Source organism: Halorarum salinum (assembly GCF_013402875.1).
GTDB classification, from domain to species: Archaea; Halobacteriota; Halobacteria; order Halobacteriales; family Haloferacaceae; genus Halorarum; species Halorarum salinum.
In genome coordinates, this window is the sequence record NZ_CP058579.1 from 753,278 (window position 1) to 777,288 (window position 24,011).

The 24,011-nt window shown below is 71.3% G+C and carries 24 protein-coding genes and 1 tRNA gene; 16 read left to right on the plus strand and 9 right to left on the minus strand.

From position 1 onward, the window contains the following. Nucleotides 1-303: 303 nt before the first annotated feature. The 6 genes from HUG12_RS03595 (at nt 304) to HUG12_RS03620 (ending at nt 7,286) form a co-directional block, all read left to right on the plus strand. The gene (locus HUG12_RS03595; protein WP_179270559.1) at nt 304-1,500 is read left to right on the plus strand and encodes an ABC transporter substrate-binding protein; all 1,197 of its coding nucleotides are present in this window, start codon (nt 304-306) and stop codon (nt 1,498-1,500) included. A gap of 12 nt (nt 1,501-1,512) precedes the next feature. Continuing rightward, nucleotides 1,513-2,400 carry a carbohydrate ABC transporter permease gene (locus tag HUG12_RS03600; protein ID WP_179267462.1) on the plus strand — a complete coding sequence of 296 codons (888 nt, stop codon included), beginning with the start codon at nt 1,513-1,515 and terminating at the stop codon, nt 2,398-2,400. 1 nt (nt 2,401) lies between these two features. Further along, nucleotides 2,402-3,277: a carbohydrate ABC transporter permease gene (locus tag HUG12_RS03605; protein ID WP_179267463.1), complete on the plus strand. Its 876-nt coding sequence runs from the start codon at nt 2,402-2,404 to the stop codon at nt 3,275-3,277. A 4-nt stretch (nt 3,278-3,281) separates the two neighbouring features. Beyond that, nucleotides 3,282-4,412, plus strand: a complete 1,131-nt coding sequence (locus tag HUG12_RS03610) for an ABC transporter ATP-binding protein (protein WP_179267464.1) — start codon at nt 3,282-3,284, stop codon at nt 4,410-4,412. Nucleotides 4,413-4,437: 25 nt separating this feature from the next. Continuing rightward, complete coding sequence (gene glpK, locus HUG12_RS03615; protein ID WP_179267465.1) at nt 4,438-5,976, plus strand: glycerol kinase GlpK; 1,539 nt, start codon at nt 4,438-4,440, stop codon at nt 5,974-5,976. Between the two features lie 146 nt (nt 5,977-6,122). Further along, nucleotides 6,123-7,286 carry a Cdc6/Cdc18 family protein gene (locus HUG12_RS03620; protein ID WP_179267466.1) on the plus strand — a complete coding sequence of 388 codons (1,164 nt, stop codon included), beginning with the start codon at nt 6,123-6,125 and terminating at the stop codon, nt 7,284-7,286. Nucleotides 7,287-7,594: 308 nt separating this feature from the next. Here the strand turns inward: HUG12_RS03620 and HUG12_RS03625 are convergent. The 5 genes from HUG12_RS03625 to HUG12_RS03645 form a co-directional block, all read right to left on the minus strand. After that, nucleotides 7,595-7,667: transfer RNA gene (locus HUG12_RS03625), tRNA-Arg, on the minus strand. A 112-nt stretch (nt 7,668-7,779) separates the two neighbouring features. Then, nucleotides 7,780-8,361, minus strand: a complete 582-nt coding sequence (locus tag HUG12_RS03630) for a 2Fe-2S iron-sulfur cluster-binding protein (RefSeq protein ID WP_179267467.1) — start codon at nt 8,359-8,361, stop codon at nt 7,780-7,782. Between the two features lie 79 nt (nt 8,362-8,440). Further along, nucleotides 8,441-9,340 carry a phosphogluconate dehydrogenase (NAD(+)-dependent, decarboxylating) gene (gene gnd, locus HUG12_RS03635; protein WP_179267468.1) on the minus strand — a complete coding sequence of 300 codons (900 nt, stop codon included), beginning with the start codon at nt 9,338-9,340 and terminating at the stop codon, nt 8,441-8,443. Nucleotides 9,341-9,411: 71 nt separating this feature from the next. After that, nucleotides 9,412-9,720: a DUF7521 family protein gene (locus HUG12_RS03640; RefSeq protein WP_179267469.1), complete on the minus strand. Its 309-nt coding sequence runs from the start codon at nt 9,718-9,720 to the stop codon at nt 9,412-9,414. Between the two features lies 1 nt (nt 9,721). After that, nucleotides 9,722-10,063: an ArsR/SmtB family transcription factor gene (locus tag HUG12_RS03645; protein WP_179267470.1), complete on the minus strand. Its 342-nt coding sequence runs from the start codon at nt 10,061-10,063 to the stop codon at nt 9,722-9,724. A 102-nt stretch (nt 10,064-10,165) separates the two neighbouring features. On the opposite strand from HUG12_RS03645, the gene HUG12_RS03650 reads away from it, so the two are divergent. From HUG12_RS03650 to HUG12_RS03660, 3 genes are read left to right on the plus strand one after another with little or no spacing between them, the layout of a single operon-like run. Continuing rightward, the gene (locus HUG12_RS03650; protein WP_179267471.1) at nt 10,166-11,035 is read left to right on the plus strand and encodes a type II CAAX endopeptidase family protein; all 870 of its coding nucleotides are present in this window, start codon (nt 10,166-10,168) and stop codon (nt 11,033-11,035) included. 24 nt (nt 11,036-11,059) lie between these two features. Continuing rightward, the gene (locus HUG12_RS03655) at nt 11,060-12,154 is read left to right on the plus strand and encodes an aminopeptidase (protein WP_179267472.1); all 1,095 of its coding nucleotides are present in this window, start codon (nt 11,060-11,062) and stop codon (nt 12,152-12,154) included. Nucleotides 12,155-12,208: 54 nt separating this feature from the next. After that, nucleotides 12,209-12,490 (plus strand): hypothetical protein, encoded by a 282-nt coding sequence (locus HUG12_RS03660; RefSeq protein ID WP_179267473.1) that lies wholly within the window; start codon nt 12,209-12,211, stop codon nt 12,488-12,490. 581 nt (nt 12,491-13,071) lie between these two features. Here HUG12_RS03660 and HUG12_RS21620 read toward each other — a convergent pair. Further along, complete coding sequence (locus HUG12_RS21620; protein ID WP_246308134.1) at nt 13,072-13,965, minus strand: DUF5806 family protein; 894 nt, start codon at nt 13,963-13,965, stop codon at nt 13,072-13,074. A gap of 134 nt (nt 13,966-14,099) precedes the next feature. Here HUG12_RS21620 and HUG12_RS03670 point away from each other — a divergent pair, with 134 nt between their 5' ends. Beyond that, complete coding sequence (locus HUG12_RS03670; protein WP_179267474.1) at nt 14,100-14,468, plus strand: universal stress protein; 369 nt, start codon at nt 14,100-14,102, stop codon at nt 14,466-14,468. After that, nucleotides 14,465-15,043 carry a GNAT family N-acetyltransferase gene (locus HUG12_RS03675; RefSeq protein ID WP_179267475.1) on the plus strand — a complete coding sequence of 193 codons (579 nt, stop codon included), beginning with the start codon at nt 14,465-14,467 and terminating at the stop codon, nt 15,041-15,043. The genes HUG12_RS03670 and HUG12_RS03675 overlap by 4 nt, the downstream gene beginning before the upstream one ends. A 20-nt stretch (nt 15,044-15,063) precedes the next feature. Here the strand turns inward: HUG12_RS03675 and HUG12_RS03680 are convergent, their stop codons facing one another. After that, a complete protein-coding gene (locus HUG12_RS03680) occupies nt 15,064-15,510 on the minus strand; it encodes a universal stress protein (protein WP_179267476.1) in 447 nt (148 codons plus the stop codon). 198 nt (nt 15,511-15,708) lie between these two features. On the opposite strand from HUG12_RS03680, the gene HUG12_RS03685 reads away from it, so the two are divergent. Continuing rightward, nucleotides 15,709-18,087: a DEAD/DEAH box helicase gene (locus tag HUG12_RS03685; protein ID WP_179267477.1), complete on the plus strand. Its 2,379-nt coding sequence runs from the start codon at nt 15,709-15,711 to the stop codon at nt 18,085-18,087. On the opposite strand, the gene HUG12_RS03690 is transcribed toward HUG12_RS03685, so the two are convergent. Then, the gene (locus HUG12_RS03690) at nt 18,030-18,695 is read right to left on the minus strand and encodes an HAD family hydrolase (protein WP_179270560.1); all 666 of its coding nucleotides are present in this window, start codon (nt 18,693-18,695) and stop codon (nt 18,030-18,032) included. The genes HUG12_RS03685 and HUG12_RS03690 overlap by 58 nt on opposite strands. A gap of 249 nt (nt 18,696-18,944) precedes the next feature. Between HUG12_RS03690 and HUG12_RS03695 the strand changes: the two genes are divergently transcribed. The 3 genes from HUG12_RS03695 (at nt 18,945) to HUG12_RS03705 (ending at nt 22,796) form a co-directional block, all read left to right on the plus strand. Then, entirely contained in the window at nt 18,945-19,703 is a 759-nt protein-coding gene (locus HUG12_RS03695; protein ID WP_179267478.1) for a topoisomerase DNA-binding C4 zinc finger domain-containing protein, read from the plus strand. Nucleotides 19,704-20,169: 466 nt separating this feature from the next. Continuing rightward, nucleotides 20,170-21,201: a tRNA-intron lyase gene (endA, locus tag HUG12_RS03700; RefSeq protein ID WP_179267479.1), complete on the plus strand. Its 1,032-nt coding sequence runs from the start codon at nt 20,170-20,172 to the stop codon at nt 21,199-21,201. Continuing rightward, a complete protein-coding gene (locus HUG12_RS03705) occupies nt 21,198-22,796 on the plus strand; it encodes a tryptophan--tRNA ligase (protein WP_179267480.1) in 1,599 nt (532 codons plus the stop codon). Before endA ends, HUG12_RS03705 begins: the two co-directional genes overlap by 4 nt. A gap of 49 nt (nt 22,797-22,845) precedes the next feature. Here HUG12_RS03705 and HUG12_RS03710 read toward each other — a convergent pair whose 3' ends face one another. Next, nucleotides 22,846-23,352: a DUF5518 domain-containing protein gene (locus HUG12_RS03710; protein WP_179267481.1), complete on the minus strand. Its 507-nt coding sequence runs from the start codon at nt 23,350-23,352 to the stop codon at nt 22,846-22,848. A gap of 86 nt (nt 23,353-23,438) precedes the next feature. On the opposite strand from HUG12_RS03710, the gene HUG12_RS03715 reads away from it, so the two are divergent. Continuing rightward, the gene (locus HUG12_RS03715) at nt 23,439-23,603 is read left to right on the plus strand and encodes a hypothetical protein (RefSeq protein ID WP_179267482.1); all 165 of its coding nucleotides are present in this window, start codon (nt 23,439-23,441) and stop codon (nt 23,601-23,603) included. Nucleotides 23,604-24,011 lie beyond the last annotated feature (408 nt).

Below are 24,011 nucleotides of genomic sequence, written 5' to 3' on the forward strand. Positions count from 1 at the left end.
CGCGCCCCCGTCGTGTCCCCGGATTCGGTATAAATGGAACGACGGTATCGTACCCAGCGGTACGGACCTCTCGGTAAATTATATAGCCCGAATGCGGTTTTTCCGTTTCCCACCTCCGGCAATAGCATCCTGTACAAAAATATTAAGTAAAATAGTTGCAAACGGCCGCGTATGGCAGGCAACTTGTCACGACGAGGCGTGCTGCGAGGGACGGGCGCGGCGACCGCCGCCGGACTGGCGGGCTGTATGGGGTTCGGCGGCGCCGGCGGCGCCGGCGGCGGCGACCTCCTCGTCTGGCACGCCATGGGCGGCGGCAGCGGGGAACTGCTCGACGAGATGGTGACGGGGTTCCCGGACGCGACGGCCCAGTCGGAGTACCAGGGGAGCTACGAGGACGTGCTCAACAACGTCTTCGGCTCGCTCGACTCCGGGAACGCGCCGGACCTCGCGATGATCGACAGCCTCCACGCGCAGCAGATCCTCGACACCGAGGCGACGGTGCCCGTGGAGGAGATGCTGCCCGACGGCTTCGATCCGGGCAACCTCATCGACACGGTCACCGACTTCTTCACCCTCGACGGGGCGCTCCAGTCGATGCCGTTCAACAACTCGAACGCGGTCCTCTACTACAACAAGGACGTCTTCGAGGAGGCGGGGCTCGACCCCGAATCCCCCCCGGAGACGCTCGCCGAGGTGCGCGGGTACTCCGAGCAGATCGTCGACGCCGGCGCGGCCGACTACGGCATCACGTGGCCGAACCACGTCTGGTTCGTCGAGCACTGGTACGCGCTCGCGAACCAGCTCCTGGTCGACGAGGAGAACGGCCACGCAGGGTCGCCCTCGACCCTGCTCACCGACAACCAGTTCGCGGTCGACCTGTGGACGTGGTGGCAGGGCATGTACGAGGACGGCCTCTACACCAACCCCGGCATCGAGGCGTGGGGCGAGGCGCGCTCCGCGTTCCTCTCGGGCACCGCGGCGATGGAACTCGACTCGACGGCGGCCGTCGCCGGTCACCTCGAGAGCGCCGAGGAGGAGGGGTTCGAGCTGGGTACCGGCTACTACCCCGCGATGGACGGCCGAACCGGCGTCCCCATCGGCGGCGCGTCGTTCTGGGCGCTCGGTGAGCCGAGCGAGGAGCGGCAGGCGGACCTCGGCAACCTCGTCGCACACCTCGCGTCGCCGGAGAACCAGGTCGAGTGGCACAAGGGCTCCGGCTACTACGCGATCCACGAGGACGCCGTCGACCGGCTCGAGGACGAGGGGTGGTTCGAGGAGAACCCCGAGTACACCACCGCGTTCGACCAGCTCTACGAGTCCGAGGCGACCCCGGCGACGCGCAGGATGCTGGTCGGGCCCGCACGCGAGGTGTCGCTCACCATCCAGGAGACGTCCGTCGAGATCTTCTCGGGCGACTCCTCGGTCGAGGACGGGCTCTCGAGCATGCGCTCGGACGTCGAGGACGAGTTCGAACGGTACGAGCGCGTCGTCGGACAGTAACCACCCCGACTGATGTCCTCGAGAGAGATCTACGGGAGCGCGAGGGGCGGATACCTGCTGCTGTTGCCGACGCTCGTCGTCTCGCTGGTGTTTCTCTACTACCCGACGGTGCAGGCGCTCTACCTCAGCACGTTCGAGACGCTCATGTTCGGCAGCCGGCGGCTGTTCACCGGCGCCGGCAACTACGTCTCGCTGGCGACCTCGGCCGACTACCACCAGAGCATCCTCGTGACGCTGGTGTTCGGGGTCATCGTCGTCGGCGGCGTGATGGCGATCTCGCTCGCCGTCTCGTACCTGCTGTACGAGGTGCAGGCCGGCCAGTCCGGCTACCTCATCGCGGCCATCTGGCCGTACGCGCTCCCCCCGGCGGTCGCGGGGATCGTGTTCTTCTACATCATCCACCCGAGCCTCGGCGTGTTGACCCGGCCGATCGAGGCCGTCTTCGGCATGGACGTCGACTGGTTCACGAGCGGGTGGCAGGCGTTCGCCGTGGTCACCGCGGCGGTCGTCTGGAAGCAGATCGGCTACAACGTCATCTTCATGATCGCCGCGCTGAACAACGTCCCGAAGTCGCTCGGGGAGGTCGCGGACCTCGACGGGGTCGGTCGGTTCCAGCGGCTCGTCCGGGTCTACGTCCCGCTCATCTCGCCGACGCTCCTGTTCCTCGTCGTGATGAACACCGTCTACGCGTACTTCCACACGTTCGCGTTCGTCGACATCCTCACCAAGGGCGGCCCCGGGGGCGCGACGAACATCATGGTGTACGACCTGTACCGCAACGCGTTCCAGTTGAACAACCACGGGCTCGCGTCCGCCCAGTCGGTCGTCCTCTTCGTCGTGGTCGGCCTGCTGATGTACCTCCAGCTCCGCGTGTCCGGCAAGTACACGCACTACGGCTGATATGAGCACCGAATCCACGCTTCACGACCGGTTTCGCACGCTGACGGGCACCGAGTGGACCGACGCGCGCGACCGGCTGGGGCTCCACGTCACGCTCGCACTCGCAGTCCTGCTGATGGCGCTCCCGATACTCGTCGCGGCGATCGTGAGCACCCAGTCGCGGGGGATCGTCACCGGCGTCTCCGACCTGACGCCGGGCACCAGCACGGTCGAGAACTACCGCACCGTGCTCGTCGACTACGACATGGGGCGGTACCTGCTCAACTCCCTCGTCATGTCGGTGGTCATCGTCGTCGGGAAGCTGATCATCTCGCTGCTGGCGGCGCTGGCCATCGTCTACTACCGGTTCCCCTACAAGGACCTCGCGTTCATGGCCATCCTGCTGACGCTGATGCTCCCCGTCCCGGTGCGGGTCGTCCCGCTGTTCGACGTCGTGACCGCGCTGGGCTGGGGGAACTCCATGCTCGCGCTCACCGTCCCGTACCTCGCGAGCGCGACGACCGTGTTCCTGTTGCGCCAGCACTTCCTCTCCATCCCGGTCACCATCGTCGAGAGCGCCAAACTCGACGGGGTCGGCCCGCTACAGTTCCTCACGCAGGTGCTGATACCGATGTCGCGGGGGATGATCGCGGGCGTGTCGGTCATCATGTTCGTCTACGCCTGGAACCAGTACCTCTGGCCGCTCATCATCATCGACTCACAGAACAACCAGGTCGCGCAGGTCGGCATCACGCTCCTGCAGGGGAACGTGCAGGCGGGCGACCTGCAGTGGTCGCTCGTGATGGCGGGGGCGATCGTGACGCTGCTCCCGCCGCTGCTCGTCCTGTTCGCGTTCCGGGGGCCGCTGCTCGAAACGTTCGCCGTCCAACAGAAGTGATACAATGACGACAATCACGCTCGAAGAGATCACGAAGCGGTACGAGGACGTAACGGCGGTCGACTCGGTCGACCTGGAGATCCGCGAGGGCGAGTTCATCGTCCTCGTCGGCCCGTCGGGCTGCGGGAAGAGCACGACGCTCCGGATGCTCTCCGGCCTGGAGTCGGTCACCGAGGGGACCATCCGCATGGACGACGCCGACGTCACCGGGGTCGAGCCGAAGGACCGCAACGTGGCGATGGTGTTCCAGAACTACGCGCTGTACCCCCACATGACCGCCGAGCGCAACATGACGTTCGGCATGAACACGGACGGGGACTACACCGACGAGGAGATCGCCGAACGGGTGGCCGAGGCGGCCGCCACCCTCGACGTCGAGGACCTCCTCGACCGCAAGCCCGCGGAGCTCTCGGGCGGGGAGAAGCAGCGCGTCGCCATCGGCCGCGCGCTGGTCCGCGACCCCCAGATGCTGCTGATGGACGAGCCGCTGTCGAACCTCGACGCGAAGCTGCGCCTCCAGATGCGGACGGAACTGGCCGAACTCCACGAGGAACTCCGGACGACGACCGTCTACGTCACCCACGACCAGACGGAGGCGATGACGCTCGGGGACCGCGTGGCAGTCCTCGACGCCGGTCGGATCCAGCAGGTCGACCGCCCGCAGGTGCTGTACGACTATCCGGCGACCCGGTTCGTCGCCGAGTTCATCGGCAGCCCCGGGATGAACTGCCTGCCGGTCGAGGTGACCGACGACGGGGAGCCCATCCGGGCGGTCGCCGAGGGGGTCCGCATCGACCTCCCCCGGACGGCCGACCTGGGCGACGTCGAGGGGGTCCGGACCCTCGGGATCCGGCCGGAGGACTTCGTCGTCGGCGGGGGGACGGCCGACGCCCGCATCGAGGGGACCGTGCGCGTCCGCGAGCCGCTGGGGGACCGCACGCTCGTGCACGTCGGTGTCGGCGGGGAGACCCTGAAGGTGCAGGCGGACGCGCACACGCCGGCGGAGGCGGGCGATCCGATCGAACTCGGCGTCGACCGGGAACGGCTGCACCTGTTCGACCCCGACTCCGGGGAGGCGGCGTACCACTCGGACGCCGAACTCGCGGAGGTGGTCCGGGGCGCGGGGATGGACTGATGCCCTCGCGTCCGAACGCCCACCCATGACGCGATACGTCGGCGCCATCGACCAGGGGACGACCGGCACCCGGTTCATCGTGTTCGACCACGGCGGGCAGGTCGTCGCCACCGCCTACGAGCGGCACGAGCAGCACTACCCGGAGCCGGGGTGGGTCGAACACGACCCCGTCGAGATCTGGGAGAACACGAGGACGGTCATCGGGGCGGCGCTCTCCCGGGCCGGGATCGAACCCGACCGGCTCGCCGCCCTGGGGGTGACGAACCAGCGCGAGACGACGCTGCTGTGGGACGCCGACACCGGAACGCCCGTCCACGACGCCATCGTCTGGCAGGACCGCCGCACCACCGAGCGCGTCGAGGAACTCCGCGAGGAGGGGTGGGCCGACACCATTCGCGAGCGGACCGGGCTGGAGGCCGACGCCTACTTCTCGGCGACGAAGGCCGAGTGGCTGCTGGAGAACGCCGACCCGATCAAACTGCAGCGCTCGCGGCCCGCGGACGTCCGCGACCGGGCTGAGGCCGGCGAGGTGCTGTTCGGCACCGTCGACTCCTGGCTCGTCTGGAAGCTGACGGGCAACCACGTGACCGACGTGACGAACGCCTCGCGGACGATGCTGTACAACGTCCGGGAGTGCGAGTGGGACGACGAACTGCTCGCGGAGTTCGGCGTCCCGCGGGCGATGCTCCCCGAGGTGCGGCCCTCCTCGGACGAGGAGACGTACGGGACGACGGACCCGGACGGGTTCCTCGGGGAGGCCGTCCCGGTCGCGGGCGCGCTCGGCGACCAGCAGGCGGCGCTGTTCGGCCAGACCTGCTTCGACGCCGGCGACGCGAAGAACACCTACGGCACCGGGAGCTTCGTGCTGATGAACACCGGCACCGAGGCGGTCGAGTCCGACCACGGCCTGCTGACGACGATCGGCTTCCAGCGGTCGGGCGAGCCCGTCCAGTACGCGCTCGAGGGGTCGATCTTCATCACCGGCGCCGCCGTCGAGTGGCTGGAGGACGTCGAGCTCGTCGACGACCCGGCCCAGACCGAGGAGATCGCGCGGCGGGTCGACGGGACGGACGGCGTCTACCTCGTTCCCGCGTTCACGGGGCTCGGCGCGCCCCACTGGGACCAGCGGGCACGCGGCACCATCGTCGGGATGACGCGGGGGACACGCAAGCCCCACATCGTCCGGGCGGCCCTGGAGGCCATCGCCTACCAGACGCGCGACGTGACCGAGGCGATGGAGGCGGACGCGGGCATCGACCTGACGAGCCTGCGCGTCGACGGCGGCGCGGTGAAGAACAACTTCCTCTGCTCGCTGCAGGCGGACGTCCTCGGGACCGACATCGTCCGCCCGGAGGTCGACGAGACGACGGCGCTCGGCGCCGCCTACGCGGCCGGGCTCGCCGTGGGCTACTGGAAGTCGCTCGCCGAACTCCGGGACAACTGGCAGGTCGACCGGGAGTTCCCGCCCGAGGCCGACCCGGCGGCGATGGACGCCCGGTACGAGCGGTGGGGCGACGCCGTCGAGTGCGCGAAGGGCTGGGCCGACGACGGGGTGAGTCACTGACCGTGTTTCGCCTCGAACGTCCGCCGGCGGAGACGGCGTCGTGCCGGGTCGCCGGCGGGACCACACGGCGGGCCGTCGGACCGTGAACGGCCACGCGACGATGGAACCCGGGGCGTTTTGACGGTGGTGCCCCGAGGTGTCCCCACGTGAACGTCGAGGACCGCATCGAACGGCGACTGCGGGTCGACGGCGACGCCGGCGTCGTCCGCGACCTCGCGGACGTGAACCCGGTCGTCCACGTCGACGAGCCGACGGGCCGCGGCCCGGTGCTCGAACGGCTCCTCGACGCGCTGGACCCCGCCTTCGCCGGCGCCCGCCCGCCGTCGCTGTACGTCCACGGGCCGAAGGGCGCCGGGAAGTCGGCGGTCGTCGGGGCGCTGTTCGACCGGCTGGTCGACCGCGGCGGGCGCGGGCGGCGGGCCATCCTGACGACGACCCGCGCGGCCGACCCCCGGCTGCCGGCGTTCGTCGCGGTCGACGCCCGCCGGGCGCGGACGGAGTTCGGCCTCTACCGCGAGACACTGGAGGGGATCGCCGACGACCCCGTCCCGGAACACGGCGTCGGAACCGGGGAGCTCCGGGACCGACTGGCCGAGGCGGTCGAGGCGACCGGCGACGTCGTCGTCGCCGTCGACCACGTCGGGGAGGACGGGGGCCACGACGCCGCGGAGGCGGCCGCGGTGCTGGCGGGCGTCTCCGAGGACGTCGTCCCGGTGTGCATCGGCCGCGACCCGCCCGCCGACCTCGACTGGACGCCGGAGGCGACCGTCGCGTTCGAGGCGTACCGCCGGCACGCGCTCGTGGACGTGCTCACCTCGCGGGTCTCCTCGGCGCTCGCCCGCGACGCGGTCAGCCACGACCAGGTTCGGGAGGTGGCCGAGTGGGCCGAGGGCGACGCCCACGACGCGCTCGCGGCGACGTTCGGCGCGGCGGCCGCCGCCGAGGCCGCGGGCCACGGGACGGTGACCGCCGACGACCTGGACGCCGGCGTCGACGCCGTCCCGCGGCCGGGGGTCGCGCTCGGGCGCGTGCTCGCGCTGCCGGCGAACAGGCGTCGCGTCCTGTACGAACTCGTCGGACTGCCGGAGTCGGAGCGGGCCTCGGTCGGGGCGGCCACGGAGGCCATCGCGGCCGCCGACGGCGTCGACCTCTCGCCCTCGACGGTCCGACGGGTGCTGTACGAACTCGCGGACCTGGGCGTGCTGGAGCGCGTCCGCGCCGAGTCGTCGGTCGGGAAGGGTCGGCCGCCGAGCCGGGTCGAGCCGGGGTTCCCGACGCGCGTGTTCGCGACGCTGTTCGAGCGGGTGTAGGGTTTCGTCCGTTCGGGGGCGTCGCGACTCACACAGTACGTGCGAACGACGTTGCCTCACTTTCGGGTTCGCGGGACGTCCGTCGGGACCGGCGTGCTGAACGCGGGCACCACGCGTCACGACGCCGTCGAACGTTTCGGATGCCGTACGTGGAACCGGCCGGAACGTCCGACGCGAGTTCGGCGCGCCAGCGACCGAGCGGCGTCCGATCGCCACCCCGTTCCTTTCGATTCCGGTTCTCCCGAATCCGTCGCCCGTGAGCGTGCTACTAACCGTTCGTGCTGGTGTCGAAACGAAGGGTGAAGCGACGGGCGGCGAGGGATTTGAACCCCCGACCTTTTGGTCCGGAACCAAACGTTCTGTCCGCTGAACTAGCCGCCCTCACCACGAGGTACCGCACGTCGGCGTTTAAGGCTTCGGAAACGCGCGACGCGGTCGCTCCCGGGTCGTGCGGAATCGAGTCGAAAACCGGCCCGCGTCGTCGCCGACGGACCTACGGCGCCTCGCCCGTCTCGATGGTGAAGTCCGCGCGCGGGTAGGCGACGCAGGTCAGGGTGTACCCCTCGTCGAGTTCGGGGTCGTCGAGCATCTGCTGGTTGTCGTGGACGACGTACTCCTCGGCGTTGCCGCCGTTCGTGATGCGGCCCGCACAGGAGACGCACTGGCCCTCGCGGCAGGCGTACGGCAGGTCCCAGCCCTGCTCCTCGCCCTGTTCGAGCACCGTCTCGTTGTTGGCGAGTTCGATCGTCGCGCCCTCCTTCACGAACTCGACCTCGAAGTACTCGACCTCGTCCTCGGGGATGTCGGCCGGGCTGGTCGACTCCTCCGCCTCCTCGCCCTCCTCGAGTTCGCCCTCCTCGCCGGCCGGAACCGCCCCGACCGCGGCGCCGCCCCCGCCGATGGCCCGGTTTCCGGGCTCCGGGAAGTCGGTCTCCGGGACGGTGGCCGCGCGCCGCTCGAGCACCTCCTCGGAGATGTCCGCGGTCGGCTCCCAGCCCGTGCCGCGGGCGAAGTGCAGGGCGACGAAGACCAGGACGAGGCCCGCGCCGAGCCCGACTGCAACGGCGTCTACCATGCGAGCGGCTACGATGTGGGGGTTCAATAGGATTGTGATGTGGGCGGGGCCTCGCCGGAGGGGAGCGTGCGGTCCGGCGTTACTCCCGCTGGACCTCGTGCCTGCCGAAGCCGTACCGCAGCCGGTTCGCCAGCCGCCGGGAGAACCGGCCGTCCTCGCCGGCCCGCGAGCCGAACCGCTCCGAGAGCGCCGTGTAGACGAGCGGGAGCGGCACCTCCTGTTCGAGCGCCTCCTGCACGGTCCAGGTTCCCGTGGAGCCCCCCTCGACCCGGTCGGCGACGTCGCCGAGGTCGGCCCCCTCCTCGCGGAACGCCTCCTCGCAGAGTTCGAGCAGCCACGACCGGATGACGGCGCCGTTGTTCCACGTCCGCGCGACCGCCTCGAGGTCGAGGTCGTACCGGCCCTCGTGGAGCAGTTCGAACCCCTCGCCGTACGCCTGCATCAGCGCGTACTCGACGCCGTTGTGGACCATCTTCACGTAGTGGCCCGAGCCGGCGGGCCCCATCCGGTCGTGGCCCGCCGGACCGGTCGCCACGGCGTCGAACACCGGCGTCAGTTCCTCGTAGGCCCACTCGGGGCCGCCGACCATCAGCGAGAACCCCGCCTCGGCGCTGGCGGGGCCGCCGGAGGTGCCGCAGTCGAGGTACGCGGCCGGACACGAGTCGGCGCGGCGGGTCGAGTCCCCGAAGTGTGAGTTGCCGCCGTCGACGACGACGTCTCCCCCGTCCAGGTGCGGGTCGAGTTCCTCCAGCGTCGCGTCGACGGCGTCGCCGGCGGGCACCATGAGCCAGATTCGCTTCCCCTCCCCCAGCCTGTCCGCGAGGTCGGCGACCGAGTCCGCGGGGATCGCGCCGGCCTCCGCGGCCGCGGCGGTCGCCTCCGCGTCGAGGTCGAAGGCGACGACGTCGTGGCCGGCGTCGAGACTGCGGTCCACGACGATGCGCCCCATCCGCCCGAGTCCGATGACGCCGAGTTGCATGTCCGTCCCTCGCCCGTGCTGGGGGGTAGTGGTTGCGGTTCACCCGGGGCCCCTCGTCCGGGGCGCTCGACTCAGTCCATCCGCAGGCCGTAGAGGACGCTCGCCAGGCCGAGCAGTTCCGACACCTGCGTCACCGCGCCCGCGTGGACCTCCGTCAGGGCCGGGACGAGCAGGTAGAGGCCGGCGACGAGCGCCGGCACGCCCAGGACGAGGACGAAGCCGACGCCGACGAAGAGCATCGGTCGGGCGTCGTTCCTGCGGTACCCCTGGTAGGCGATGTAGCTGATGAGGAGGCCGAGGACGACGCTGAGGGCTTCGGAGGCGACGAAGACCGCGTCGACCGTCGAGAGCCCGCCGAGCTGGAGCGTGATCGCGGGCACGCTAGAGCCCCTCGACGATGTCCGTGAACCGGTCGGCCATGCTCGACCGGCGGGCGATCTCCACGTCGACGCCGTCGGCGGCGATCCGGAAGGCGACGCGTTCGACGCTGGCCGTGAAGACGCCGTGGTGGTGGCCGTCGGCGTCGAACCGCGTCCGTTCCTCGATCAGGTCCCGCTCGCGGAGCGTCTCCAGCCGCCGGTAGACGGTCGGTTCGGAGACCCCGCAGGCGTCGGCCAGCTCGCTCACGGACAAGGCGTCCTCCCGCGTCGCGACGAGGATGGTTCGCGCGCAGTCGTCCTCGAGCACGGCGGCGAGGGCCGCGACTTCCGGTCCGTCATTCACTACCCCCACCGTGGCTACCCCATCACCTTAAACGTCTATCACTACTTCACGCCCTGAAGCCGTGTTGCCGGGTATACCATCCACCGACGCCACAGTCGGGGTATGAGATCCGCTTCCGACGTGCGGTCCCAGGCGTCGTTCGTCGTCCTGACGTTCGCGTTCTCGTGGACGGTGTGGGGGGCCGGCTACCTCCTCGCCGAGGGCGGGACGCGGACCACCCTCCTCCTGATGCTCGGCGGGTTCGGCCCGGCGTTCGGCGCCGTCGTCCGCCTCCGGCTGGAGGGCCGGTCCGTCCGGACGTGGCTCCGTGGGCGGATGCGGTTCCGGGTCGGGGCGCGGTGGTACCTGGTCGCGCTCGCCGTCCCGGTCGCGTTCGCGGCGGTCCACACCGTGTCGGTCGCCGTCCGGGGTGGGCCGCTGGCCCCCTCGGTCCTGGTCGACCGTGCGCCCACGTTCGCGCTCGCCGTGCTCGTGACCGCGTTCGTGGGCGGCGGGCAGGAGGAGTTCGGCTGGCGGGGGTACCTGCTCCCCTGGTTGCAGGACGACCTCGGCCCGTTCGTCGCGAGCCTCGTGCTCGGCGTCGTCTGGGCGGTCTGGCACCTCCCGCTCTACGTCGTCCCCGGCGCGTACAACTGGGGCGAGCCGTTCGGGCTCTACGTGCCGGTCGTCGTCGGGTTCGCCGTCGTGTTCACGTGGCTGTTCAACCGCGTCGGCGGCGCGCTCCCCGCGCTGATTCTCCTGCACGCCGCCGTCAACAGCTCCGGTCTCCTCGTTCCGGCGTCGCGTTCGACCCTCGCCGGGGTCGCCGGTACCCCGGAGTACCTCGTCCAGTTCGTCGCCGTCGTCGCCGTCGTGCTGGCCGTCCTCGCCGTCGACGGCTTCGACCTCGGCCTGGACGCCGGAGTCGAGGGGGCGGCGGGACCGGGGGCGTCCGCGGCCGACGCGGAGGAGCGCGAACCGACGCGGGCTTAAGGTCCGGCGGCCGCAGTCGCGAGCATGGACGACCGAGTGCGGCAGCACGCCGAGGTGCTGGTCGACTGGAGCGCCCGCGTCGACGAGGGCGACCGGGTCGTGGTGGACGTCGCGGAGGGCGCCCACGACCTGGCCGTGGCCGTCGCCGAGAAACTGGGCGAACGGGGCGCGACCCTGCTGGCGACCTACGGGAGCGACGAGGTCACGCGGGCCTTCCTCCGCGGGCACGACGGCGAGTTCGCCGGGAACGACCCGGCGCTCGCGATGCTCGAGGCCGCGGACGTCCACCTCCGACTCGGCGGCGGGCGGAACACGACCGCGACCGCCGACGTCCCCGCGGAGCGCCGGCGTGCCGCGAAGAAGGCGGATCAGCGCGTCCGCGAGGCCCGGATGGATACCGACTGGGTGGGCACGGTCCACCCGACGCGCTCGCTCGCCCAGCAGGCAGGGATGGCCTACGAGGAGTACCGGGCGTTCGTCTACGACGCCGTCCTCCGGGACTGGGAGTCGCTCGCCGACGAGATGGCGAACGTGAAGGACGTCCTCGACGGGGGCAGCGAGGTCCGAATCGAGGCGGAACGGACGGATTTGACCATGTCGATCGAGGGACGGACGGCGGTCAACTCCGCGGCCTCGGTCGCGTACGACTCGCACAACCTCCCCTCGGGCGAGGTGTTCACCGCCCCGCACGCGACCGAGGGCGAGGTCTTCTTCGACGTGCCGATGACGATCGACGCGACCCGCGTTCGGAACGTGTGGCTCGAGTTCGAGGGCGGGGAAGTCGTCGACTTCGCGGCCGAGCAGGGCGAGGACGCCGTCGCGGGCGTGCTGGACACCGACGAGGGCGCCCGACGCCTCGGGGAACTCGGGGTCGGGATGAACCGCGGCATCGACCGCTTCACCGACTCCATCCTCTTCGACGAGAAGATGGGCGACACGGTCCACCTCGCGGTGGGGCGGGCGTACGACTCGTGCCTGCCCGAGGGCGAGTCCGGCAACGACTCGGCGGTCCACGTCGACATGATCGCGGACGTGAGCGAGGACTCGCGGCTGCTGGTCGACGGCGAGGTGATCCAGCGAAACGGGACGTTCCGCTGGGAGGACGGATTCGACGGATAGGCGGACGAACAGGTGGCCGCGGACGTTTTCACTCGCCGCACGGATCGTTCGAGCATGACCGACGACCCCGAGTGGCCAACCGAGGCGACCGTCCCCGTCGCACGGCTGCTGTACCAGGCCGGCGTCGCGCTCTCACCGGCCGGCGTCCGCGCGAACCTCGTCCGCCGGACGGACGACCCGCCCTCCCCGGGGGCCGTGCGCGACGCGATCGACGCCATGCGCGAGCGCGGCCTCGTCCGCAGCCTCGACGACGGGGAGCACTACCTCCTCACCGGGAGCGGGCGCGAGTACGTTGAGACCGAGATCGACCAAGAGGGGGTCGGGTTCGTCGACTGAGACCGGTCACGACCCCAAGACTCGGTTTCGACGTCGGGCGATTCGTCGCCGAGCAGTTCCCGAAAGTCCCGTCCACGGCAACCGCGGCCACACTTACCTCGGAACTCGCCCTCGCTCGCAGGCTCGCTCGCGTGAACGGAGGTCAGCCGGCACGCGCCGACCGCACACTCCCGAATAAACCACGTGGCGCGCGGCGGCCAAGCGGAGCGCGGCCGCTCGTGCGAGGGACGAGCACCGCAACGACTGAGCGAAGCGAAGGAGCCAGGAGCACAGGAGGCTGGGGAGGGTGAGGTGCGGTTGCGGTCGGGTGGGACTGAAAGGGGCCGGCTGGCTACGCGAACCCCGGACCCGGTGAGGCGAGCGGAGTGAGGCGAGCCTCGGGAGTCGCAGCCCGCGCAGCGAAGCAAGCAGGACCGTCTCCCGTAGCAAGCACCGCAGCGACCGCAGGGAGCGAGGAGCGCAGCGCGGTCCGCGGGAGCGTAGCCAGCCGAGGGCTTCCGAGGCGGTCATCGCAGCCGCATCTCGAGCAGCACAACCAAATCCCGCCGAAAAGAGTTCTATTCAGTCGCCGAAAAAACAGTTCAAGACTCGTGAACGTGCCCGCACTCGGGGCACTTCACCTCCTCGCCGCGGACCTCCGCGCTCGCCTGCCGCACGTCGCGCATCACCTTCGAGATGCGGTCCTCGGCCTCCAGTTCGTCCTCGACCGCGAGGTCGACGCCCTCGACCTCCAGCAGGAACTTGGCGACCTCGGTCACCTCGTACATCATGTCGTCGAGCTGTTCGGCGGTGAAGAAGCCGCACATCGCGCCGTAGAGGAACGTCGCGCCGGCCTTGTTCACCTTCTCCTCGAAGGAGGCCCGCGCCTGGTTCACCGCCTGCGGCGTGTAGGTGTCGGTCATGAACGGCACGAGCCGCGGGAGGTTCTCGCCGATCTTCGTCATCTCGACGCCCGTCTCCGTCCGGAAGTCCGCACAGAGGCGCGCGATGGCCCACTCGCGGGCCGTGACGTACGTCCGGTCCCGGAGGAACTCGTTCACGCGGTCGTACTCGGCCCGCTCCATCTTCTTGAAGCGGTCGTACTTCCGCACGTCGTCGGGGACGTCCTCGGGCACGTCGGCGCCCACGTTCGGTCCCGGCACCGACCCCGGCGCGGTCCGGGACGCGTCCGGGCCGTCCGCGTCCCGAGCGTCCGCGGGCGCGTCGTCGACGTCGCGGTCGGGGGCGTCACCGGTCCCCCCGCCGTTGCCGTCGTCCTCCCGCCCGGCCCCCGGGTCCGCGTCCGTCCCTGGGTCCGCATCCGTCCCCGGCTCCGAGTTCGACTCTCGCGCCGGTTCGGCCTCGTGCTCCGTGCTCGGCTCCCGCGTCGGCTCCGACTCCGCCCGGTCGCCGCGCCCGTCCCGGGCCCGGTCCTCGGCACGCTCCCCGTCACCCTCGGGCGGTCGTTCCCGACCCCGCCCGGCGTCCTCGGCCATACCGGCCCTTTCCGGTCCGTTCGTAAAAACCCGTCCCCGCGCGTTCGGCGGCTCGCCGACGGTTCGCCGGTCGAGCGCCGGCCGGCCGACCCCGCGGCGGCACGCTTTTGTCCGGCGCTTCCGACCTCCCGGCCATGAAGGTGCTCCTCGGAATCGGCGGGAGCGACGACTCCCTCACCGCGCTCGAGAAGACGGTCGAGCGCACGCGGAGCGCGGGCGACGACCTCACGGTCGCCGTCGTGGAGAACCCCGAATCCGACGCCTCGCTCGCGGACGTCGAGTCGCGCGTCCGGGCCGTCCTCGACGACGCCGGGCTGGACGCCGAGGTTCGACGGGTTCGGGGGGACGCCGGGAGCCGGCTCGTCGACGTCGCCGAGACCGAGGGGTTCGACCTCATCGCGCTCGGCGGCGGCCAGACGAGCCCGATGGGGAAGATCAACCTCGGCCAGATCGCACAGTTCGTCCTGCTCAACTCCCACGTCTCGGTGAAGCTCGTCCGATGACCGACCGCATCTTCCCCGACGAACCGGCTGGCCCGTTCCCGGCGCCCCCGTCCTCCTTCACCGACGCGGAGGGGCGCGAGATCGAGATCAGACCCTTCGGAGGCGACGCGGCGGAGGGGGACGGGGAGTTCGAGGCGCTCGTCGAGATGTACACCGAGTTCGACCCGGCCGACCGCGCGCAGGGCATCCCGCCGAGCGGGGAAGCGGGCGTCCGCGACTGGCTCGACACCATCCTCGGCGGCGACGCCCGCAACGTCGTCGCGTGGGACGGCGACGTCGCGGCCGGACACGCCACGCTGGTTCCCGACACCACGCCCGTTCCCGAGGAAGGGGTGTACGAACTCGCGATCTTCGTGCTCCAGTCGTACCAGGGCGCCGGCATCGGCACCCGGCTCATCGAGGCGCTGCTCGGCCACGGCGCCGAGAACGGCGTCGACCTCGTCTGGCTCACGGTCGAGCGGTGGAACCGGTCCGCGGTCGGGCTGTACAAGAAGGTCGGCTTCGAGACGAGCGACGCCGAGTCGTTCGAACTGGAGATGACCGCGCGGCTCGTCGACTCGGTCGGCGACGGCTGACGGACGGGTGGTGGGTGGTCTCAGACCGACAGCACGGGCTGGCTCGCGTACAGCAACACGTACTCGGCGGCCTTCTCCAGCACCTCGGCAGGCTCGCCCGTGACCGGTTCGCGGGGGATGACGAGGAAGTCCGCCGAGATCTCCTCGGCGGTGTCGAGGATGACGCTGCCGGGGTGGCGCGACTTCCTGGTGGTCGAGAAGCCGTAGGCGATGGAGGAGGAGACCGGGACGTCGCGCCGTGCGGCCATCTCCCGGACGGTTTCGGTGAACGCCTCGGTGTCCTCCGCGACCTCCTCGCCGTCCACCGCGTCGGTCTCGATGGCGCGGACGACCTCCTCGCCCAGCACGTAGACGGCGTGGACCGCCGCGCCGTACCGCTCCGCGACCGCGAGGGCGTACTCGACGGCCTCCAGCGACTCGTCGCTCCCGTCCACCGGGACCAGGACGCGTTCGACGGTCAGGCTCATGGGGGTCACTCCGGCGGAACGAGTGAAAGGTGTTCCCCTCCCCACGTTCGCGGCGCCGGTCGACCCCGCCCGACGCGCCCGATACCGGCGAACCGGGCGCGGAAGGAAACACCTATCCGCCGAACCGCCCCGACACCTACACAGCCCCCGGACCGATCCGCCGGGACCGGTCCCCCCCATCGACACACCTCACAATCAATGAAGGTCGCAGACGCCGTCCCCGAGTTCGCCGACGCCTTCGGCTTCGAGGAGTTCAACCGGATGCAGCGGGAGGCGCTGCCCGCAATGTTAGAGCGCGACGACAACGTCGTCGCCGCCGCGCCCACCGCCTCGGGCAAGACCGCGCTCGCGGAACTGGCCATCTGCGAGACGCTGCGCGAGGGCGGCACGGCCCTCTTCGTCGCGCCGCTCCGCGCGCTCACCAACGAGAAGGAGGCGGAGTGGGACCGCTTCGAGGAGCTCGGCTACTCCGTCTACGTCGTCACGGGCGAGCGCGACCTCAACCCCCGGCGCGCCGAGCGCGCGGACATCCTCGTGATGACGCCCGAGAAGGCCGACTCCGCGACGCGGAAACACGAGTCCGCCCGGTACGGGTTCGTGGCCGACGTGGACTGCTGTGTCATCGACGAGGTCCACCTGCTCGACTCCGAGAAGCGCGGCGCGGTGCTGGAGGTGACCATCTCCCGGCTCCGCCGGCTGTGTGACCCCCGCGTCGTCGCGCTCTCGGCGACGATGCCGAACGTGGAGGACGTCGCGGAGTGGCTCGACGCGCCGCCCGAGACGACGTTCCAGTTCGACGACGGCTACCGGCCGGTGGACCTCGAAACCGGCGTCAAGACGTACACGCACGGCGACAACAGCTTCGCCGACAAGTACCGCCGGCTGTACCGGGCGCTGGACCTCGCGGAACCGCACATCCGCGAGGACGGACAGGCGCTCGTGTTCGTCTCCTCGCGGCAGGACACCGTGATGGCCGCCAAGAAGGCCCGCGACGAACTCGCCGAGCGCGACGTGCCGATCGGCGCGCGCGGCGACTACGAGTTCCACACCGAGGCGAAGGAGCTGAACGACGACACGCTCCGTCAGTCCGTCCCCGACGGGGTCGCGTTCCACCACGCGGGCCTCTCGAAGGGCGACCGGGACAGGGTCGAGGAGTGGTTCAAGCGGGGGAAGGTTCAGCTCCTCTTCTCCACCTCGACGCTCGCCTGGGGCGTGAACCTCCCCGCCCGCTGTGTCGTCATCCGCGACACGAAGTACCACGACCCCCTGGAGGGCGAGGTCGACATCTCCGAACTCGACGTGCTCCAGATGCTCGGCCGCGCCGGGCGGCCGGGCTACGACGACGTCGGCCACGGCTGGGTCGTCTGTGACCGGTCGGATGCGGACGGCTACCGTCGCCTCCTCCGGGAGGGCAAGGACATCGAGTCGCGGCTCGCCGCCGAGGTGGAGTCGCACCTGAACGCCGAGATCGCGCTCGGCACCATCACCGGCCTCGAGGACGTGATGGACTGGCTGGAGACGACGTTCTACTACGTCCGGGCGAGGTCGAAGCCCGACGAGTACGACTTCGAGGGACTCCGCGACCGCGTGCGCGACACGCTCGACTCGCTCGTGGCCCGCGGGTTCGTCGAGACCGACGAATCGCTCGGGGTCGGCGGTACGGCGCTCGGCAGGCTCACCTCGAAGTACTACCTCCGGCTCGACACCGCCGAGCGCTTCCACCGCCTCGCCGAGCGCGACGCCGTCGACGAGGCCGGGGTCCTCCGTGCGGTCGCCGGCGCCCGCGAGTTCGACTCGGTGTCGGCCCGCTCCTCGGAGACGGACGCCGTCGACCGCGTGCTCTCGGGCGTCCCGACCGACCTCGGCGGAGATACCGGGACCGCCTCGGCCACCGAGTTGGAGGGCGGTAACCGCAAGGTGCTCGCCATCCTCCACGCCGCGGTCGAGGGGACCACGCCCTCGGACCTCCGCTCGGACGCCTGGGTCATCCGGCAGAACGCGCTCCGGCTGCTCGCGGCGCTGGGGGAGTTCCTCGACGAGTTCGCCGGCCCGCGCGCAGCGAACCTGGCCGCCAGGGTGGAGGCCCGCGTCGAGCACGGCGTCCCCGCCGACGCCGCCGGGCTCACCGCCATCGACGGCGTGGGACCGAGCCGCGCCGAGAACCTCGCGGCGGCGGGGCTCACCTCGCCCGCCGACGTCGTCGACGCCGGCACGCCCGAACTCGCGAACGCCGGCCTCGCGGAGGGCGTCGCCGAGCGCGTCGTGACGCAGGCGGAGGGGCTCCCCCGGACCGTCGTGGAGTGGGGCTCCTTCCCCGACTCGGTCGGCGTCGGCGAGAACGAGATGTGCGAGGTGACCGTCCGGAACGTCGGCGGCGGCGCCCGCGCGGGGATTCGGGTGACCGCGAACGGCGTGGAGATGCACGAGAAGTCGCTGTACCTCGGGGACGAGACGACCGCGCCGGTGGGCGTGTTCGGCCCGCCCGGCGAGGACCAGATCGAGTACCGGATCGAGGTCGCCTACCCCGACCTCCCGCTGCTGCCCGAGGCCGACGCCCGGACCGTCTCGATCGACTGACGCACGGCCGCGAACAGTTCCTCCGGTCCTTCGGCGACGACGTCCGCCTCCGAGAGGTCGGTGTCGGCGTTGTGGTCGTCGCGGTAGGCGATCACGCGCGCGCCGGCCCGATGTGCGGCGAGCACGCCGTTCCTGGAGTCCTCGACCACGATCGCGTGCTCCGGCACGGTCCCGAGGTCCGCGATGGCCGCCTCGTAGAGCCCCGGTTCGGGTTTTCCGGGGCCGTCGAACTCGTCGGCCGAGGCCACGAGGTCGAACTGCAGGTCGAACCTGTCGAGGACGACGTCGAGCCAGTGCGGCGGCGAGGAGGAGACCAGCGCGACCGGGATTCCCGCGTCCCGGAGGTCCGTGACGAACTCGTCGGCTCCGGGGAGCAGGCGGACGCGCTCGCCGTAGATGCCGGTCGCCGTCTCGTCGTAGACCTCGACGAACTCCGCCTCGGTGACCCCCGCTTCGTAGTGCTCGTCGAGGTAGGCGTAGATCTCGCGGTAGTTCATCCCGGTGACCTCGTCCAGATCGGGGCGGTCGCCGTCGAGTATCGCGGGGAAGATCTCCTCGCGCTCGGCGGGGTGCCAGTAGTCCTCCGAGTCGACGAGCACGCCGTCCATGTCGAAGCAGACGACGACCGGCGGTTCGACCGGATCCGGCGAATCGGTGCCCGGCGCCGACTCGCCGGCGGTGTCCGTCGAACCGACGCCGCCCGCCGAATCGGTGGTGTCCGCCTCGTCCGTCGTGTCGGCGCCCTCCGTGGACCGGTCGGCCGGGGAGTCGCTCTCGCTCACGGCCCACAGTTCGTGTCCGGAGGTATCGGCCTTCCGGCCCGAGGGTCCAAGTAGGGTGACGGGACCAGGGCCCCCATGCCCGAGACCCTCCGCGTCTTCGCCGGCGACTGCAGCACCAAGCTCGACGCCCCCCGCGGCCAGCGCCTCCAGCGCGGTCGCGTCCTCGTCGTCGCCAAGCCGGACAGGACGCTGCTCGTCCACGACGCCGACGGCTACCAGCCGCTCGCCTGGCTCACCCGCGCCGACTCGCTGACCGTCGAGGCCGACGACGACGGCTTCGCCGTCACCGCCCGCGACGGCGACCGGACGCTCCGGGTCCGCTCGCACGGCCCGGGCGAGCGCGCGACGTTCCCCGCGACCGCGGGCGGCACGCCGGTCGGCGAGTGCCCCGCCTGCGGGGAGCCGATGGTCCGCACGGGCGGCGACGTGGTCTGTCTCGGCTGCGACGACCGGTACGGCCTCCCGTCGGGCGCGACGGTCGGCGACGGGGTCTGTGCGGACTGCGGGCTCCCGACGATGCGGGTCACGCGCGGCGGGACGTTCGAGCTGTGCGTCGACTACGCGTGCGACTCGCTGTCCGACCGCGTCCGCGAGGCGCTCGACGAGCGGTACGACTGCCCGGACTGCGGCGAGGCCCTCCGCGTCGTTGAGCACCGCGGCCGGACGTTCCTCGGCTGTGACGCCCACCCGGACTGCGAGACGTCCTTCTCCATCCCGGCGGGCGAGACGGTCGGCGCCTGCGTCTGCGGTCTGCCCCTGTTCGAGACGTCGACCGGAATCCGCTGTCTCGACGGCACGTGCGAGCACCACTCCGGAGCCAACGCCGGGCCCTGAACCCGGACGCGACTGTCGATCCACCCACCGTCAGCGCCCGCCGGACCGCCGACCGGCACCGGCCGCGATACCGCCGCTGGGCCGCGACCGTCGGATACCCGCCGCGGTCCGAGCGGTATCCGAGTGGCGACGCCGTCCCGGGAAACCGGAGGGAGGGACCGAAAGGGGCCGCTGCCATCGGGGAAGGCGGACGACGGTGAGGCGAGCGAAGCGAGGCGAACCTCGAAAGTCGCAGCCGACGAGCGCAGCGAGGAGGACCGTCTTTCGTAGCAGGCACCACAGCGGAGTGAGCGAAGCGAACGGAGCGAGGGGCGCAGCGAGGCCCCCGACCCGATGGCCGCGGGGGCTTTCGCGGTCGTCGCGGCAGTGGTTGCGGAACCACGGTCGGCTCCAGCAACCGACGCCGAACGGAACCAGTACCACGGGACCGCAGACCCTAAACCCGAACCCCACCCCACACCCGACAATGGAAGCAACGCTCCGCGACGACGTCGTGGTCGCCTCGGGCGACGCCCGCCAGCGGTTCCACGACTCGCGCGGCTACGGCCGGGCCCGCGGCGCCGAGGTCACGCTCGCCCGCATCGAGGCCGCCCACCTGCTGTACCGCGGCGACCTCGACGCCGTCGACGGGATGGGCTTCCGCGAGTTCTTCACCCTGTCGGTGGCCGAGGGCGAGCGGTTCGCCGCCCGGTTCCTGGTGTACGCCGACCTGCGCGAGCGCGGCTTCTACGTCGCGCCCGACCGCGACGGCTGGCCGGGGGAGGGCGCCGACCCGCTCCCGGACCTCACCGTCTTCGCCCGGGGGGAGAAGCCGGGCGGCGACGTCGCCTACCGGGTCCGCGTGGCGGGCGAGCGCGAGGAACTCCCCGCCCGCGATCTGGCCGGCCTCTCGCTCGCGGTCGTCGACGAGGAGAGCGAGGTGACGTACTTCGACTGCGCGGCCGGCGGGGGCTTCGAGGGCGACACCGAGTACGACCTTCCGGGCGATCTCGACGCCGACCTGCTGGAGGACCGCGTCGTCTGCTGGGACCCGCCCGAGTCGCTGTACGAGTCCGCGTTCTACGGCCAGCCGATCGCCGGGCGCGACGCCGCGGTGGTGGCCGGACTGCAGCTCTCGCTGCTCGAAGCGGCGGACCTCGCCGAGCGCGGGGTCGTGGACCTCGACCCGGACGCCGTCGTGGAGCGCGGACGCGAGGTCGAGGGCGGGCGGTTCGACCGCCGCCTGACCGTCTACCGGCGCCTGCGCGACCGGGGCGTCGTCCCCAAGACGGGCTACAAGTTCGGCGCGGACTTCCGCACGTACGACGCGGTCGAGTCGGTCGAGTCGCTCCCGCACTCCGAGGCGCTGGTGCGGGTGGTCGACCCCGACCATCGGTTCCACCCGCGGGACCTCGCGCTGGACGTGCGCCTCGCCGGCGGCGTGCGGAAGCGAATGGTTTTTGCGCTGGCCGGCCTCGATTCGGTCGCGTACCTGACGGTCGCACGACTCACCCCATGACGAGCGACGATCCCGCCCCCGACGGGGGCACGACGGACGAGGTATCGAGCGGGGCAGCCGACGGCGGCGCGCTCGACCCCTGGGGCTCGGCGACCGTCGACGACTACCGGAACCTGTTCGAGGAGTTCGGCATCGAGGAGTTCGACGCCATCATCGACCGGGTGCCCGACCCCCACTACCTGATGCGCCGCGGCGTCATCTTCGGCCACCGGGGGTACGACGCGGTGGCCGACGCGATGCGGAACGGCGAGGACGTCGCCGCCCTCTCGGGGTTCATGCCGACCGGCGACCCCCACATCGGCCACAAGCTGGTGTTCGACGAACTCATCTGGCACCAGGAGCACGGCGCCGACACGTACGGCCTCATCGCGGACCTCGAGGCCCACTCGGCCCGCGGGATGACCTGGGCGGAGATCGACGAGCACGCCCGGGACTACCTGCTCTCGCTGATCGCGCTCGGCTTCGACGCCGAGGAGGGGACGCTGTACCGCCAGTCCACCAACCGGGAGCTCCAGGACCTCGCGTTCGAACTCGGCGCGAAGGCCCGCTTCGCGGAGTTCGAGGGCATCTACGGCTTCGGCGGGAGCACCTCCGTCTCGCACATGCAGTCGGTCGTCACCCAGATGGCGGACATCCTCTACCCGCAGGTCGTGGACGGGCCGAAGCCGACGGTCATCCCGGTCGGGCCCGACCAGGACCCGCACGTCCGCTTCGCGCGCGACATCGCCGCCCGCATGCGCTACTTCAGGGTGACCGAGGCGTTCGCCAGCTTCGAACTCGACGACGACGAGCGCCGGGTGGTTGCCGCCGTCTACGACGACCGCGAGGCGTACGTGGCCGACGCGGGGACGCCGCGGTGCGAGGAGGCGGCCGAGTACCTCCGGGAGACCCGGGGGGGGATCGGCGCGGCGCCCGACGTCGTCGACTCGACCGTCGAGAAGCTCGAGAACGGGGGGAAGGAGCCGCTCCGCCCCCGGCTCCGCTTCCTCGACCGCAACGCGACCGAGGAGGCGTTCGAGGCGCTGATCGAGGCCGTGCCGGGCGAGAAGCGCGTCTTCGAGGAGCACGTGGACGCGTTCGATCTCGACCGCGGGGCGGCCGAGGAGCTGGCCCGCGAGGTCGAACTCGACCACGACGGCTACGGCTTCCTCCCGCCGTCCTCGATCTACCACCGGTTCATGACCGGCCTGACCGGCGGGAAGATGTCCTCCTCGGAGCCGGCCTCCCACATCTCGCTGCTCGACGACCCCGAGGACGGCTACGACAAGGTGATGGCCGCGACCACCGGCGGGCGCGACACGGCCGAGGAGCAGCGCGAACTCGGCGGGAGAGCCGACGAGTGTCCCGTCTACGAGCTGTACGCCTACCTGCTCGCCGGCGACGACGACGACTTCGCGGAGCAGGTGTACGACGAGTGCGTCGGCGGCGAGCGGCTCTGTGGCGACTGCAAGGCGCAGGCCGCCGGGCTCATGCGCGAGTTCCTCTCGGAGCACCGGGAGAGGCGCGAGGAGGCCGAGGAACTGCTCGCGGAGCTCGACGTCGACCTCGACGTGGACGCGGACCGGCGGGGCGTCGCGCCGTCCGCCGAGGAGTAGGCCGCCGCGTTCCGACCGCCGTTCCCGACCGCTCGCCGTTCCCGTCCGCTCAGTAGAGGCGCTCGTCGTCCGTCGACTTCCCGCCCCCCGACCCCGTCGGCTCGTCGTCCGTCACTGGTTCGTCGTCCACCGTCGGCTCGTGGAACTCGGTCGCTTCCGGGGACGGGTCGCGTCCGAGTCGCTCCGGTGGCGTCCCGGTCGGTCCCTCGAACTCCTCGCGGAGATACGAGCCCAGAAGTCCACCGAGCGCGCCGAGCCCGACGGCGTACGCCAGCGCGAACAGCAGCGCGACGACGACGAACAGGAGGAACACGACGGCCGCGCGGGACGGCGCCACGGCGAGGAAGAACGCACCGGCGAGGACGGCCAGCAGCGCGATCGGGACGGCGGCGATCACGCCCGACAGCGCGCCGACGCGGAGCCCCTCGTCCGTGTCGGGGCCCTGGAGGTAGCCCGCGAGCGCGCCGCCGAGCGCCGGCGAGAACGGCAGGAAGACGAGGACGACGGAGGCGACGGCGCCGATGAGGGCGTTCGTGAGGGTGTCGTCGGAGGCCATTCCCGGGAACTGGGCTCCGTGAGGGGATAAACACCCCGCCGACGACGGCACAAGGTCCAACCCGCCGAGGCGGCGTCTTCCGCCCGATGGGAGACACCAAGGAAGGCCGCGAGGAGCAGGCGGACGAGGAGCGGAAACGCCAGGACGAACGCGACATGGAGGAGCAGGCCGAGCGCGCGGAGAAGGACGAGGAGGTCCGGGAGCGCCGGGAGGAGGAGGAGGCCGAGCGGGAACTCGGCGACGACGAGTGAGCGGTTCGGGCTGACGCGTCGTCGACCGGCCGCCGCTCTGAACGAGCGGTGATGAATCGGCCGGAACGCGTTACCGACGGAACAGCCACGTCGCCACGGAATCGCCTACGACCGCACCGAGCCACCACGACAACGCTTTTGTCCGATCGGCCCGCAGCCAGCGACATGGCACCCGAACCCGCCGTCGACCGCACCGCCCCCGAGACCGCGACCGGCGGGTTCGCCTTCTTCTTCCGCCGCGCCTGAGCGGCGGACCCGAGCGGGACCCGGGAGGGCCCGCGACGCGAAACCGTTCGGTTCGGCGGCGGCTCGGAGTCCCGTCGTTCTCCGGGTCGCGGACGCTCGACCGGGGTTCGCTCCGGTCGACGACGAACACTCGTGCGGCGTTCCGTCGCCGCCCGAGACGGT